The organism is Mesorhizobium sp. WSM3862 (genome assembly GCF_002294985.1).
Lineage (GTDB): Bacteria > Pseudomonadota > Alphaproteobacteria > Rhizobiales > Rhizobiaceae > Mesorhizobium.
On the sequence record NZ_NSGE01000003.1, the window covers coordinates 508,917 to 522,990 of the forward strand.

Here is a 14,074-nt window from a genome sequence, read left to right on the forward strand (position 1 = left end):
CAAAGCGCTGCTCAATATCCGAGCGCCAAGCCGTCCTTGCGCGGATCGGAGGCGCCGGTCAGCGTGCCTTTTTCCCAATCGATGAGCACCGCCTGCCCGCCGCCGAGCGGATGGTCTGGCTCGACAACACGATGGCCGCGGCGGCGCAGGCCCTCGATCGTATCGGGACGCACGCTTCGCTCGGCTTCCACGACGTCGTGATTGTAAAAGACGCGCGGCGCATCCAAGGCCTGCTGCGGATCCATGCCGAAGTCGATCATGTTGGTCAAAAGATGGACATGGCCGAAGGGCTGATAGCCGCCGCCCATGACGCCGAAGGGCATCACGGCACGGCCGTCCCTCACCATCATGCCCGGCATGATCGTGTGCATCGGCCGCTTGCCCGGCGCTATTGCGTTCGGATGCTTCGGATCGAGCCGGAACGAAGTGCCGCGGTTCTGCAGCACGACGCCGGTCTTCGGACCGACGACGCCGCTGCCGAAGGAATAATAGGTCGAGTTGATGAAGCTCACTGCGTTCCGGTCGCGGTCGACGACGGTGATGTAGACCGTGTCGCTGCCCGGCAAATCGACGCGCGGCAAATGCGTCATGGCGCGTTCCCGCTCGATCTCGGCGCGCAGCCGGTCGGCATAGGCGATGGAGAGGAGTTCCTTCACCGGCACCGCAACGTGATCCTGATCCGCGAGCAGGTTGTCGCGGTCGCGATAGGCCAGCCGGCCGGCCTCGATCTCCAGATGCAGGCGCTCTGCGCCATTCGGGTCAAGCGCGCCGAGATCGAAGCCGGCGAGCACGTTCAGCATCAATAGCGCGGTCAGGCCCTGATTGTTCGGCGGCATCTGGTGGATGTCATGACCGCGATAGGAGGTGCTGACCGGCGTCTTGTAGTCGCCCTTCGTCGCGGCGAAATCGTCCAGAGTATGAAGGCCGCCGAGTTGGCGAAGCCGGCCCACGATGTCTTCCGCAACGGCGCCTTCGTAGAAACCGGCGCGGCCGCGTTTCGCGATGATGCGCAGCGTTTCCGCCAGTTCCGGCTGGCGATGCACATCGCCGGGCTTTGGCGGCTTGCCGCCCGGCAGGAAAATGCGCGCCGCCACTTCGTCGGCCGACAGGTCGGTTTCCGGATCCTCCCAGTCGAAGGCGACGCGGTCGTGCACGACATAGCCCTCTTCGGCATAGCGTATGGCGGGAGCGAGCGCTTCGGCTATGCCCTTTCGGCCATGGTCTTCCAACAGTCGACACCAGGCGTCGACGGCGCCGGGAATGGTAACCGCGTGCGCACCCTGCTTCGGCAGCTCGCTGAAGCCTCTCTCCAGATACCAGTCGACCGTGGCGGCCTGGGGCGCGCGGCCGGAGCCGTTGAAGGCGATCACATTGCCTTCTCCCTTCGGGCAGTAGAGCACGAAGCAGTCGCCGCCGATACCGGTCGATTGCGGCTCGACAACCGCCTGCACGGCCGCGGCGCAGACAGCCGCATCCATGGCGTTGCCGCCGGACCGCAACATGTCGATGGCGGCAAGTGTGGCGAGCGGATGCGAGGTCGCGGCCATGGCTTCGGTGGCGCGGACCGGCGAGCGGCCTGGAAACTGGAAATCACGCATTCTGTTCGAGGTATCCCTGTATTCTCAACGTCCGCGGCCGAAAAGCTGGGCGGCGGACAACAAGACGATCGATAGCACGATCAGGCAAGTCGAAATGGCGGCAATCGTCGGATCGATCTGGTCGCGCAATGCATTGAACATGCGGCGCGTCAGCGTCGTGGTCTCACCGCCCGAGATGAAGAGCGACACCACCACCTCGTCGAAGGAGGTGATGAAGGCAAAGAGCGCGCCCGAGACGATCGAGAAGCGCAACTGCGGCATGGTCACCTGGAGAAAGGCCGCGAAGCGGCCGGCGCCAAGGCTGCGCGCCACCATCTCCTGGTTCATGTCGTAAGAGCGCAGCCCCGACAGGACCGTGAGCACGACCAGCGGCAGCGCCTGGACGGTGTGGGCGATGACGAGGCCGGTCAGCGTGTTGTTGAGGCCGATGCGGGCATAGAGGAAGAAAGTGCCGATGCCGATCAGGATGACCGGAATGATCAGCGACGCCGTGAGCAGCGCATTGATGGCGCCGGTCAGCCTGAGCGTGCCGGCGTTGATGGCATAGGCAGCTGCGGTGCCGAGCGGCGTCGCCACGATCGCGGTCATCACCGCCACCTTCACCGAGACGATGGTGGCGTCGCGCCATTCGACGGAACCGAAATAGCTCTCATACCAGCGCAGCGACCATTGCTCGGGCGGGAACTGCAGCAGCGTCGAGCCGGAGAAGGACATGATGACAATAATCACCGAGGGCGCGATCAAAAACAGCATGACGAGGCCGCCGAGCAGATAGAGCCAGAGGCGTTGCCAATGTGTTATAGGCAGGCTGCTTTCCGCGCTCATCGCTGGCTCCAAACGCCGGTGGCGCGCGCGCCGAGCAGCCACTGGAACAAGCCGAGCAGCGCCAGCGTGACGGCAAGCAGCACGACGCCGAGCGCAGCACCCGCGCCCCAGTTCGAGTAGAGGCTGGTCGCCTGCTCCATGCGCATCGCCCACATGATGACCTTGCCGCCGCCCATCAGCGCCGGCGTGACGAAAAAGCCGAGGCAAAGCACGAAGACGATGACCACGCCAGAGGCGAGGCCCGGCAGCGATAGCGGGAAAAAGATCTGCCGGAAGGTGGCGGCGGGGCTGGCGCCGAGATTCATGCCGGCGCGCAGGCAGTCGACATCGATGGTCTTCATCGAAGCATAGAGCGGCAGCACCAGGAAGGGCAGCATGATGTGGGTCATGCCGATGACGACGCCGGCGAAATTGTTGGCGAGCGGCAGCGGCTGGCCGATCACGCCGAGATCGATCAGCCAATTGTTGATCAGCCCCTTGCGCTGCAAAATGACCAGCCAGGCATAGGTGCGCACCAGCACCGAGGTCCAGAACGGCAGGATGACGAAGATCAGGCAGATCGAGGCGGCGCGACGCGGCAGCTGTGACAGCATATAGGCCAGCGGGTAGCCGAACAGCACGCAGGCGCCGGTGACAACAAAGGCAACCTTGAAGGTGGTCGCGAAGGTCTTGATGTAGGACGCCTGCTCGAAGAAGCGCGCGTAATTGGCGAGGCTGAGCTGGCCGCTCTCGTCGAACAGCGACAGCCAGAACAGCCAGCCGATCGGCACAATAATGACGGCAAAGACTAAGAACAGCCCGGGCGACAGCAGTGCCAGCAGTCCCAGCGCCTGGCGCCTGGCATCCGAGCGCAACGCCCTGGCGTTGAGTTCCCCGTCCTGCCGGACGGCGTGACCAAGACTGGCGGACCCGATGCTCATTGATCCGTCACCAGCACGACGTCCTGGGCATCGATGCCGAGCGTGATCGGCTCGCCCGGCGCCGGCAGCTTCGCCAGCACGTCGCTGCGACAATAGTCGCGCAGCGTCACCTGGCGGCCGTCGCGAAGCGTCGCGTAGCAGATGAAGCTGTCGCCCTGATAGATGACATCGCCGACCGTTGCCGGCAGCGCGTTGACGGGACGTGCCTGATCCGCGTCGGCGAGCAGCCGCAATTTCTCCGGCCGCACCACCATCAAGTGCCGACCGGCGGACGGCGCCGGGTCATTCATGCGCAGCTTCCGATCCTCATACCAGACGCTGCCGTTGCGGCATTCGACCGGGATGAAATTGGATTCGCCGATGAAGCCGGCGACGAACTTCGTCTTAGGCCGGGCGTAGAGCACCTCGGGCTGGTCGATCTGCTCGATGCGCCCGGCATTCATGACCGCAATGCGATCGGACATGGTGATCGCCTCGCGCTGGTCATGCGTGACGTAGACCGTCGTCATGCCGAGCCGCCGATGCAGGTTGCGCAGTTCGATCTGCATGTGCTCGCGTAAGCCTTTGTCGAGCGCCGACAGCGGCTCGTCCATCAGCACGATGCGCGGCTCGAAGACGATGGCACGGGCCAAAGCCACGCGCTGGCGCTGGCCGCCGGAAAGCTGGTCGACGCGGCGCTCGCCGAGACCTTTCAGCTGCACCAGGTCCAGCGCCCGCTCGACACGCTCGGCCGTTTCCGCCGCCGATACGCGCCGCTGCTTCAGCGGAAAGGCGATGTTGTGGAAGACGTTCATGTGGGGAAATAGCGCATAGTTCTGGAACACCATGCCGATGTTGCGCTTGTGTGGCGGCATGGTGATGATCTCCTCGCCGCCGACCTTGATCGAGCCGGCATTGGCTCGCACAAATCCGGCCAGGATCATCAGCAGCGTGGTCTTTCCCGACCCCGACGGACCGAGCAGCGTCAGGAATTCACCGGCCGCGACATCGAGGCTGAGATCGCTCAGGATGGAGAGCGCCCCGAAGCGCTTCTCGATACCATGGATGCCGATGGGGAGCGCTGACGGCGCAAGAGACAAGAGCATCTCCTTCAACTCCGGATCATTGATAGCGGGGGAGCAGCGCCTCGGCGCGCCGCTCCGCCCCGCAGTCGTTATTGCTGGATCAGGTTGTTGAACTTCTCGGTCGCCTCGACGAGGTTGTCGCGCCAGAACTCGGGATCCTGAAGCACCTGCTTCTTGACGTTATCGGGCGCGGAGTTGATGTCCTTGATGCGCTCCTGCGGGATCTTGCCGGTCTCGAAGGCCTTCTCGTTGGCCGGGCCGTTGTCGACATAGAGCGGCAGATTGGCCTGGAGGTCGGGGCTGACGAACTTGGCCAGCGCTTTCATCGCGAGGTCCTTGTTCTTCGAGCCCTTCGGGATGACCATGCAGTCGGCGGTAAGCACACCCTGGTCGAAGGAGAAGCTGACAGGTGCGCCTTCCTTCCTCAGGGTGCCGGCGCGGCCGTTCCAGATGCTCGCCATATCGACCTCACCGTCCTTGACGAGCTGCATGGCCTGCGCGCCCGAGGTCCACCAAGCGTCGATGTGACCCTTGACCTTGTCGACGGATTGCAGCGCGCCGTCGATGTCGACCGGATAGACCTTGTCGATCGGAGTGCCTTTGGCGAGCGCCGCGACGCTCAGTGTCTCCGTCGCCTGGCTGCCGGAGAGCGCCCGCCGGCCCGGGAACTTTTCCACGTCCCAGAAATCGGCCCAGGTCTTCGGTCCCTTGTCGCCGAAAACATCGGTCCGGTAGATCAGCACGACGGACGTGTAGGAGATGCCAACCCAGTCGTCATGGACGAGCTTCGGGTTGATGCCGCTCTTGTCGATGACGTTGTAGTCGAGCTTTTCGAACAGGCCCTCCTTGGAACCGCGCGCGCATTCGTCGGCGCCAAGCTCGGTGATGTCCCATTTCACCGCATTGCCGGTGACCTGCAGGCGCACGTCGTCGAGGCCGTTGGTGGTGTCCTGCTTGATGGTGATGCCGAGTTCCTTGGCCGTCGGATCGAAGAAGGCCTTGGTCTGTGCCTCCTGATAGGTGCCGCCCCATGAGGCGATGGTGATGGTGTCGGCGGCCGAGGCCGGAACGGCGGCCGAGGCCAGCAGGCCGGCTACGGCCAGACCGTGAATGCAAAGTCTCTTCGTCATTTTCGCTTCTCCAACCGGTGTTCCCATTATCGTTGATTTGGTATGCGAATTTGTATACAATTTTGAGTGTAATTCTCCGGAAGCCGATGTCAACATGTGCCGAGCGTTTTTTGGGCGGCGATGAGTTGAGGCTTCGGGGCGGGAGCGTTTGATACGGCCCTGTTTCAAGCAGGAGCCAAAAGGCACTAGACTGCGAATCCGTGACTGACCGTTGGAGGCGGGACGCTTGAGCAAGGAGAGAAAGAACACGCTGCGCGATTCGGTGTTCGAGAAGCTGAAGGCGTTGATCATCACCGGCCAGATCCCGCCAGGCGGCCGCGTGACCGAGAACGAGATCGCCGAGCGCCTGAAGGTGAGCCGCACGCCGGTGCGCGAAGCCTTCAACCGTCTCGAGCGCGACGGCCTGGTGATCGGACGTCCGCGCCAGGGCTATATTGTTGCCGAGTTCAACCTGACCATGTTCCGCGAGGCCTTCGACATTCGCGAGCTGCTCGACGGGCGCGCGACCGAGCTGGCAGCGGCGAACGCGACCGCCGCCGACAAGGCGCGGCTGCGCGACATGCTCGCCGAATGCGAACGGCTGGCGGCAATCCCCGACCGCAGCACACGAGAGAAATTCGAGGAGCTGCAGGTCGGCATCGATCTGCACCGGGTGATCGCCGAGATCAGCGGCAACGAGATGCTGCACGGCATGCTTTGCGGCATCCTCGACAAATGCCAGCAATATGTGTGGACCGAGCTTCTGTGGCTGGACGAGTGGAAGCTCACCCGCGAGGAGCATACGGGCATCGTCGACGCGATCTGCGCCGGTGATGTCGCTTTGGCCGGCGAGCACGCTCGCGCGCATGTGCGCGGCTCGCGCGAGAACATCCTGCGCCTGCTGCAGGCCAAGTCCGATTATCAGGGCTTTTTCGCCAAGGCTTCGTGAGGCCGGCGATCAGTTCGAGAGCACAGGGCAGTTGGCGCCACGCCGCAGGCTGATGTGCGCTACGTCGCCGATGCTGAATCGAAAACCGTCGGCGCGGCGTGGGGCATCGATGACGATTGCAGTCCCCTGCCCCAGTTCGGCGTGAAGGCGCAGCGTGCGACCGTGGAAGACGATGCCACTCACCCGGGCCGGCGCGGTGCCTTCGGCGGCCTCGGTGGCCGCCACAAGATCCTCCGGACGAACGCCGATGGTTCGTGCGTCGCCGACAGCCGGTATCTCGCCGGTTTCCGGTATGGCCACCAGCGGCAGCTCGCCGGCGGTAAAGCGCAGCCGCTCGCCGTCGCGCCCGACAAAGCGTGACTGCAGGAGATTCATCGTGCCGATGAACGAGGCGACGAAGCGGGTCGCCGGACGGTCGTAAAGCGTCGCGGGCGGCGCGATCTGCTCGATACGGCCTTTGTTCATGACGACGATGCGGTCGGAAATCGACAGCGCCTCGGTCTGGTCGTGCGTGACCATGACGAAGGTGGTGCCGAGCCGGGACTGAAGCCGCTTGAGCTCGACCTGCATCTGCTCGCGCAGATGCGCGTCGAGGGCCGACAGCGGCTCGTCGAGCAAGAGCACACGCGGCTCGCAGACGATGGCGCGGGCAAGCGCGACGCGCTGGCGCTGACCGCCCGACAGTTCGGAGATGCGGGCGCGCAGCTTGTCGGCTAGGCCGACCATGTCAAGCGCCTGACCGACGCGCTTGGCCTGCTCGGTACCGGACAGTTTGCGCAGCGAGAGGCCGAAGCCGACATTCGCCGCGACGTCCATATGCGGGAACAGCGCATAGTCCTGAAAGACGGTGTTGACCGGACGGTCGAAGGGCCTCAGACCGGTGATGTCACCGCCTTCGAGCAGCACTTTGCCGCTGGTCGGGCTCTCGAAGCCGGCGATGACGCGCAGGCTCGTCGTCTTGCCGCAGCCTGAGGGGCCGAGCAGGGTCAGGAACTCGCCCGCCGCAATGTCGAGATCGACCGCATCGAGCCCGACCACGCCGCCCGGGAAGACCTTCGAGACGTTCTCTAGACGAACGAGCGCGTCAGGCGCCATCGCGCACCTCGGAGGGTTTTGTCGTGTTGACCCACAGGATCTGGCAGCGCTCGGCGCCCGGATTGCGGAAGGCATGCAGCAGCGTGCTCTTGAAGCCAAAGCTGTCTCCGGCCTTCAGCACATAGGCCGTGGCGTCAACCACCAGCTCGACCTCGCCCGTCATCACGAAGCCGAATTCGTGGCCGGCATGGGCATAAGCCTCGGCGGTGCCGCCGCCGGCCTCGACCGTCACCAGCATTCCGGTGAGTGTGGCGGCGGGCGGCGACAGCAGCGCCTTGGCGATGCCCTCGGACTTGACCGGGATTGCGCGCCGCTTGTCGGCGCGCACGCAATAGAGGTCGTTGACCGCTTCATCGCCGTCGGCGATCAGGGCCGAGGGCTCGATGTCGAGGGCGGCGGCCAGCGGCCAGATCACCTTGACGCGCAGCGAGGACATGCCGCGCTCGATCTGGCTGAGCGCGCCGATCGATATGCCGGCCTTGGCGGCGAGCTCGGCCAGCGACAGCTTGCGCTCGAGCCTCAGCGCCCGCACGCGCCGGCCGACACGCACGTCGGCATCGTCCTTCGGTTTTGCTTCGTCAACAATGTCCATCAAATAGTCCTTGTTGTCTTTCCACCGGTGCGGCGCAGCGCCGCCAGGCCTCCCTTCCCCCCTTGTGGGGGAAGGTGTCGCCGAAGGCGACGGATGAGGGGTGCTCCAGCGAAGTGAGACGTCGGCGTTCCCTGGATCACCCCTGATCCGTCTCGGCGCTGCGCGCCGATCCACCTTCTCCCACAAGGGGAGAAGGCAAGTGCGCTCAGCCGCCGGCTTTCACCTTCTCGAACATCTTGGCGACGTCGTCGTTCTGCTTCATTGGTCCGGTGAAGATCGTGCTCTTCAGCATCACGTCGGGATCCGCCGGCAGCTGCAGCTTGTCCAGCTCGTCTTTCGACACGCCGGCGAAGGCGGTCGAAAGCGAGCTGCCATAGCCGTAGGACTGGATGAGGTACTTGCCCGAATCGGCGTCGGGCCGGCTGTTGATGAAGTCATAGGCGAGATCGACGTTCTTGGCGTCCTTCAGCATGACGAAGCCGCAGGCCCAGGTGAGCATGCCTTCCTTCGGCTTCATGAACTCGACCGGCACGCCCTGCTTCTTCAGCGATGTGGCCGACGCGTTCCAGGTCATGGCGGCGACCAACTGGCCGCTGGCCAGCGCCTGCTCGACCGAGGTCATGTCGGTGGTGTAGCTCGACAGCAGTGGCCGCTGCTCGCGCAGTTTCGCCGCGACTTTTTCCATCTGCTCCGGCGTCATGTCGAAGGGGTTCACGCCAGCCAGAAGTGCCGCGACGATCGGCGTGTCATGCACGGCGTCGATGGTCGCCATGCGGCCGGCATATTGCTTGTCCCACAGAAGGTTCCAGCTCGCCTCGGGGTTCTTGACCAGATCGGTGCGGTAGAGGATCGAGGTGTTGCCCCAGTCCCACGGCACCATCCAGACCTTGCCGTCGCCGGCCTGCAGGTCGGGCAGGTTCTTGAACACCGGAAAGATCGAATCCCAGTTCTTGATGCGCTTGGTGTCGATCGGCTGCAGCAGGCCTTCCTTGTTCCAGCGCGCCACCTTGTCGTAGCAGGGATGGGCGATGTCGGGCCGGAAGCCGGCCTTGACCTTGGTGAAGGCATCGTCGTCATCGCCGAAGATCGTGGCCTCGACGCCGTCCGGATGCGCGGTGAGGAAGCTCTTGTTGAAGTCGGGCAGCTCGTAGCCCGACCAGGTGAAATATTGCAGCTTGTCGGCAGCCAAAGCGACGGTCGACGACAGCGCCAGGGCGAGTGCGGCTAGGCCCGCGCGGGCTTTGTATCCCGTGATCGATTTCAGGTGGACTGTCATTTTCGTTCTCCTCTTCTTTGTTGTGGTTCAGGCTGGATTGCGGCGCGCGGCGCCGAGGCCGCGATGGCGCAGGATCTCGGCGAGGGTGGCGATGACGAAGGACACGGCCAGGATCACCGTTCCGAGCGCCATCACCGTGGGCAGCGAACGCGGGAAGCGCAGTTGGCTCCAGATGTAGAGCGGCAGCGTCGGCTCGGTGCCGGCGAGGAAGAAGACGACGATGAACTCGTCGAAGGAGGTCAGGAAGGCGAGCATGAAGGCCGACAGCACCGCCGGCAGGCTGAGCGGAAGCATGACGCGCCGGAACGTTGTCCAGTCCGACGCCCCTAGGTCGAGCGCCGCCTCGCGAATGGTCTTTGGGATCGCCGCGAATCGGCTGCGCATCACCACCACCGTCGTCGGCAGCGCCACCAGGATATGGCCGAGCACGATTGCGACGCGCGACGGGCCGAGGCCAATGAGATTGACCAGGATCAAGAGCGAGATGCCGACGATGACGCCGGGGATCAGGATCGGCAGCCGGGCTATGGCACTGATCGTAGCCGCGAGCGGCGAGCGGCCGTAGAGGTCCATATAGGAAACGGTGATGCCGCATAGCGTTGCCCCCGAGGCAGCAACGAAACCGATGACGAGACTGTTGGCCAAAGCGCCGGACAGAGCCGGATTGCCGTAGAGGGTCTCGTACCAACCGAGCGTGAAGCCCTGCAGCGGAAACGCCGCCTGGATGGAATCGTTGAAGGAAAACAGCGGGATCAAAAGGATAGGCAGATAGAGGAAGACGAGATAGGCAAGCACATAGAGGCCGAGCCAGCGGCCGCCCGCATTTGCCTCTTTGCGCGCCGCGCTCATGTGCGGCTGCCAAACCGGCGGTCGGCGCCGCGCGCGACCAGGACCACGCACAGGATGACCAGCATGACGCAGACCGAGAGGGCCGCGCCGAACGGCCAGTCATTGGCCTTGCCGAATTGCGACTGGATCAGCGTGCCGATCATGGTGCTGGCCGGGCCGCCGACCATAGCCGGCGTGACATAGTCGCCGACGGTCGGCACGAAGACGACGAGAGCCGCCGCCAGCACGCCCGGCATCGAATTGGGCAGCACGACGCGGCGGAACGACGTGAACGGGCGCGCGCCGAGATCGGAGGCGGCTTCGAGCAGCGATTTCGGGATGGTATCCAGCGCCACGTAGATGGGCAGGATGGCGAAAGGCGCGTAGGCGTGCGCAAGCGTCACCACCACCGCGGCCGGCGTGTTGAGGAAGGCGAGCGTCGGCTCCGACCAGAGGCCGCTTTCGATGAAAGCCGAGTTCAGCACGCCGTTATAGGCAAGCACGATCTTCCAGGCAAAGACGCGAAAAAGGTAGCTGGTCCAGAACGGCAGCGTGACCAGGAAGAGCAGCAGGTTGCGCCGGCGGCCGGCATGGAAGGCGAGGTAGTAGGCGACCGGATATGCAGTAGCGACGGTGGCGAGCGTCACCAGGCCGGCGATGACCAGCGAGCGCAGCGTCACCGTCCAGTAGAGCGGATCGGTGGCCACAGTTACGAAGTTTGCCGCCGTCAAGCCGGCGCCGAGCAGCGAGCCGTCATTGCTCCTGAAGGCAAGGAAGAGCACCAGGCCGAGGGCAAAGAGGATGAGGAAGAAGGTGACCACCCCGCCGGGCAACAGCATGGCAAAGCGGAAAACCGGCGAGATGCGGGTTTCCGGCGATGGTCGCGCTGCAACGATGGTGGACATCTGCTAGCTGCCCATCGGATTTTTGAAATCAGCTAATGATTTTTCATATTCCTGAAACTGTCAAGCTAAATCGGTGATGCGCTGCACGCGTCCCTCAGCGCTCGAGGGCATCCAGCATCCGATACCAGGCGATGGTGGCGGCGACGCCGACCTGGCGGAAGGCGTGGAACGGGATCGGCCGGATCGGCGACAGCGGGAAAGGCAATCGACTGACATCGCCGGTCGCGAGGTAACCCGCCATGCGCTTGCCCAGCGCGCTCATCAGTCCGACGCCCCTGCCCTGGCAACCGACCACGGCGAGCAGGCCCTTTTCCGGCTCATGCAGGTGCGGGAGATGATCCGGGGTCATCGCCACGCGGCCGAACCAGCGCTTTTCGACGGCGATGCCGGCAAGCGCCGGATAGAGCCGAAGCAGCGCGCGTTCGCAATGGGCCCAGTCGGCCGCGCTTGAAGGCGGGGCCATGCGGCCGCGTCCACCCAACACCATCCGGCCGTCAGGGCCCTTGCGGTAATAGACCAAGATGCGGCGGGAATCGGAAACGGCTTGCCCGCCGGGCAGGATGCTTGCGGCAAGCTCCGCCGGCAGCGGTGCCGTGGCGATCTGGAAGGAATGCAGCGGCACGATTGTTTGCGCGAGGCCGGGCAGCAGGCCATCCGTATAGGCGTTGGTGGCGAGTACGACCCTCGTCGCGCGCAGTTCGGCGCCGCCTTGCGTGGAGACCCGCCAGACGCCGGCTTCCTTGGTGAGCCTCACCACCCGCTGCTGCTCGGCGATCCCGGCGCCGACGGCAGAGGCGACGCGGGCAAGCTCGAGCGTGTAGGACAGCGGATCGATGACGCCGGCGCGGCGGTCGAGCCAGCCGCCAAGATAGCCCTTGGCGCCGGTCATCGCGGCGATCTCGGCCCGGTCGAGCAGCTTGACGTCGGCGCCGCGCGCCCGCCATTGCCGATCCCGGTTCGCCGCCGCCTTCAGCGCGGTCTCGGTGTGCGCAGCCTGGATCCAGCCGTTCCGCGTGAACGGCACCGCAAGCTTCTCGTCACGGATCACATCGAACACCGCGTCCGCCGTCGAGGCGGCGAAGTCGACCAAGGCCTCGCCGCGCTCCTTGCCAAAGTGCTCGATCAGCCTTTCGGGATCATATTTGAGGCCGGGAATGACCTGGCCGCCGTTCAAGCCCGACGCGCCCTGCCCGATCGCGCCGGCATCCAGCACCTGGACGGAAAGACCGGCGCGGGCCGCGTACAAGGCGGTCGACAGACCCATGATGCCGCCGCCGACGATCACCGCGTCGAGCGTGCCATCGCTCGACAGCTCGGACTGGAACGCCGGAGCTGTTTGGGGCTTTTGCCAGACCGGATCGGAAAAGGTGGGCAATTGGTCACCTGAGGCGCTGGAGGCTCGTGAAAGTCCTATTGCTGATTTCATGAATTTGAAAGAGGACCCGATGGGCCAGTCCGCGCTTGGCTATGTGACAGCATGCCATTGGCTCATAACCTCGCCATCGATGGGATAGACGTTTGCATGAAATGCGGGGAAAGTGCCGCGCGACAATCGAGAGGACAGAAGACCATGACCGATTTAACCCGCCTCCCTGGCGACGGCCTTTTCGTCGGCCGCGCCTGGACCAGCGAAGCCTCCCATCCGCTGGTGGTGACGGTGCGCGCAGGCGAGGTCATCGACATCACGTCGAGCGCGGCGCCTACCGTGCGCGACCTCTGCGAGCTGAAGGACCCGGCCGCCTACGTGCGCTCGGCCCGGGGCAAGGCGATCGGCGCGCTGGAAGAGATCGCCGCCAACAGCCTCGAATCTCCGCGCGATGCCAAGAAGCCGATCCTGCTCTCCCCCGTCGACCTGCAGGCGGTGAAGGCTTCCGGCGTCACCTTCGTCGTCAGCCTGCTCGAGCGCGTCATCGAGGAGCAGGCGCGCGGCTCGGCGGAAAAGGCCGACGCCATCCGCGCCGACATCGCCGGGCTGATCGGCCATGATCTCTCCAAGCTCAAGCCAGGGTCGCCGGAAGCGATGGAGATCAAGGCCAAGCTGATTTCGCGCGGCGCCTGGTCGCAATATCTGGAAGTTGGCATCGGCCCCGATGCCGAGATCTTCACCAAATGCCAGCCGATGGCCTCCGTCGGCTTCGGCGCCGATGTCGGGCTGCATCCGGTCTCCACCTGGAACAATCCGGAGCCGGAGATCGCGATGATCGCCGACAGCTCGGGCCGCATCGTCGGCGCCACGCTCGGCAACGATGTCAATCTGCGCGATGTCGAAGGACGCTCGGCGCTGCTGCTCGGCAAGGCCAAGGACAACAATGCTTCCGCCTCGCTTGGACCTTTCATCCGGCTCTTCGACGAGACCTTTTCCATCGCCGACGTGAAGCGCGCCACGGTGCGGCTAAGCGTCGAGGGCGAGGACGGTTTTTCGCTGGAGGGCGCAAGCTCGATGGCCGAGATCAGCCGCTCGCCGGAAGAGCTGGTCAGAGCCGCGATGGGACCTCATCACCAGTACCCGGACGGGCTGGCGCTCTATCTCGGCACCATGTTCGTGCCGTCGAAGGATCGCGGCGAAAAGGGCAAGGGCTTCACCCACAAGGTCGGCGACACCGTCACCATCTCGTCGGAAAAGTTGGGCGCGCTGACCAACCGGGTGCGCCTGTCGCCCGACTGCCCGCCCTGGACCTACGGCGCCAGCCACCTGATGCGCGACCTCGCCAGAGCCGGTCTGATCTAGCAGCGGATCACAACGGCATACGCTTGCTCATCACTGGAGGCTGATGAGCGCAGCGGCGTTTGCCGGGAAAATATCACGGTAACTGATGCAATCTGATGGGATTGCTGATGGCGTGCGGAGCTGTGCCAACATCCATTGACGATCGAGGCTTGCCAGCGGCCGAAAAAGGGAATGCTCTAGAGGCG

Annotated in this window: 13 protein-coding genes; 2 read left to right on the plus strand and 11 right to left on the minus strand. The window is 64.6% G+C overall.

Annotated features, from left to right (window positions below):
- Positions 1–11 precede the first annotated feature (11 nt).
- From ggt to CK224_RS10930, 5 genes are all read right to left on the minus strand, one after another.
- The gene (gene ggt / locus CK224_RS10910) at positions 12–1,598 is read right to left on the minus strand and encodes a gamma-glutamyltransferase (RefSeq protein ID WP_095781755.1); all 1,587 of its coding nucleotides are present in this window, start codon (positions 1,596–1,598) and stop codon (positions 12–14) included.
- Positions 1,599–1,622: 24 nt separating this feature from the next.
- Entirely contained in the window at positions 1,623–2,423 is an 801-nt protein-coding gene (locus tag CK224_RS10915; RefSeq protein WP_095781756.1) for an ABC transporter permease, read from the minus strand.
- Positions 2,420–3,343, minus strand: coding sequence for an ABC transporter permease (locus CK224_RS10920; RefSeq protein ID WP_095776231.1), 924 nt, complete (start codon positions 3,341–3,343; stop codon positions 2,420–2,422). Before CK224_RS10920 ends, CK224_RS10915 begins: the two co-directional genes overlap by 4 nt.
- Positions 3,340–4,422 carry an ABC transporter ATP-binding protein gene (locus CK224_RS10925; protein WP_095781972.1) on the minus strand — a complete coding sequence of 361 codons (1,083 nt, stop codon included), beginning with the start codon at positions 4,420–4,422 and terminating at the stop codon, positions 3,340–3,342. The genes CK224_RS10920 and CK224_RS10925 overlap by 4 nt, the downstream gene beginning before the upstream one ends.
- A 74-nt stretch (positions 4,423–4,496) precedes the next feature.
- Positions 4,497–5,537 (minus strand): ABC transporter substrate-binding protein, encoded by a 1,041-nt coding sequence (locus tag CK224_RS10930; protein WP_095781757.1) that lies wholly within the window; start codon positions 5,535–5,537, stop codon positions 4,497–4,499.
- 226 nt (positions 5,538–5,763) lie between these two features.
- On the opposite strand from CK224_RS10930, the gene CK224_RS10935 reads away from it, so the two are divergent.
- On the plus strand, positions 5,764–6,465 hold the full coding sequence (locus CK224_RS10935; protein WP_176477907.1) for a GntR family transcriptional regulator: 702 nt from the start codon (positions 5,764–5,766) through the stop codon (positions 6,463–6,465).
- Positions 6,466–6,474: 9 nt separating this feature from the next.
- Here the strand turns inward: CK224_RS10935 and CK224_RS10940 are convergent, their stop codons facing one another.
- From CK224_RS10940 to CK224_RS10965, 6 genes are all read right to left on the minus strand, one after another.
- Complete coding sequence (locus CK224_RS10940; protein WP_095781759.1) at positions 6,475–7,560, minus strand: ABC transporter ATP-binding protein; 1,086 nt, start codon at positions 7,558–7,560, stop codon at positions 6,475–6,477.
- Positions 7,550–8,152, minus strand: a complete 603-nt coding sequence (locus CK224_RS10945; RefSeq protein ID WP_066988889.1) for a cupin domain-containing protein — start codon at positions 8,150–8,152, stop codon at positions 7,550–7,552. Before CK224_RS10945 ends, CK224_RS10940 begins: the two co-directional genes overlap by 11 nt.
- Positions 8,153–8,357: 205 nt before the next feature.
- On the minus strand, positions 8,358–9,428 hold the full coding sequence (locus CK224_RS10950; protein WP_095781760.1) for an ABC transporter substrate-binding protein: 1,071 nt from the start codon (positions 9,426–9,428) through the stop codon (positions 8,358–8,360).
- Positions 9,429–9,455: 27 nt separating this feature from the next.
- Complete coding sequence (locus CK224_RS10955) at positions 9,456–10,277, minus strand: ABC transporter permease (RefSeq protein ID WP_095781761.1); 822 nt, start codon at positions 10,275–10,277, stop codon at positions 9,456–9,458.
- Entirely contained in the window at positions 10,274–11,161 is an 888-nt protein-coding gene (locus tag CK224_RS10960; protein WP_095781762.1) for an ABC transporter permease, read from the minus strand. Before CK224_RS10960 ends, CK224_RS10955 begins: the two co-directional genes overlap by 4 nt.
- Before the next feature lie 94 nt (positions 11,162–11,255).
- Complete coding sequence (locus CK224_RS10965) at positions 11,256–12,536, minus strand: FAD-dependent oxidoreductase (protein WP_245425886.1); 1,281 nt, start codon at positions 12,534–12,536, stop codon at positions 11,256–11,258.
- Between the two features lie 195 nt (positions 12,537–12,731).
- On the opposite strand from CK224_RS10965, the gene CK224_RS10970 reads away from it, so the two are divergent.
- The gene (locus CK224_RS10970) at positions 12,732–13,889 is read left to right on the plus strand and encodes a fumarylacetoacetate hydrolase family protein (protein ID WP_095781764.1); all 1,158 of its coding nucleotides are present in this window, start codon (positions 12,732–12,734) and stop codon (positions 13,887–13,889) included.
- The last annotated feature ends 185 nt before the right edge of the window (positions 13,890–14,074 follow it).

Bases quoted from the DNA above. Each gene is read 5' to 3' on its own strand.
- CK224_RS10955 (WP_095781761.1), bottom strand. From the start codon at position 10,277: ATGAGCGCGGCGCGCAAAGAGGCAAATGCGGGCGGCCGCTGGCTCGGC.
- ggt (WP_095781755.1), bottom strand. From the start codon at position 1,598: ATGCGTGATTTCCAGTTTCCAGGCCGCTCGCCGGTCCGCGCCACCGAA.
- CK224_RS10940 (WP_095781759.1), bottom strand. From the start codon at position 7,560: ATGGCGCCTGACGCGCTCGTTCGTCTAGAGAACGTCTCGAAGGTCTTC.
- CK224_RS10960 (WP_095781762.1), bottom strand. From the start codon at position 11,161: ATGTCCACCATCGTTGCAGCGCGACCATCGCCGGAAACCCGCATCTCG.
- CK224_RS10950 (WP_095781760.1), bottom strand. From the start codon at position 9,428: ATGACAGTCCACCTGAAATCGATCACGGGATACAAAGCCCGCGCGGGC.
- CK224_RS10915 (WP_095781756.1), bottom strand. From the start codon at position 2,423: ATGAGCGCGGAAAGCAGCCTGCCTATAACACATTGGCAACGCCTCTGG.
- CK224_RS10970 (WP_095781764.1), top strand. From the start codon at position 12,732: ATGACCGATTTAACCCGCCTCCCTGGCGACGGCCTTTTCGTCGGCCGC.
- CK224_RS10920 (WP_095776231.1), bottom strand. From the start codon at position 3,343: ATGAGCATCGGGTCCGCCAGTCTTGGTCACGCCGTCCGGCAGGACGGG.
- CK224_RS10930 (WP_095781757.1), bottom strand. From the start codon at position 5,537: ATGACGAAGAGACTTTGCATTCACGGTCTGGCCGTAGCCGGCCTGCTG.
- CK224_RS10945 (WP_066988889.1), bottom strand. From the start codon at position 8,152: ATGGACATTGTTGACGAAGCAAAACCGAAGGACGATGCCGACGTGCGT.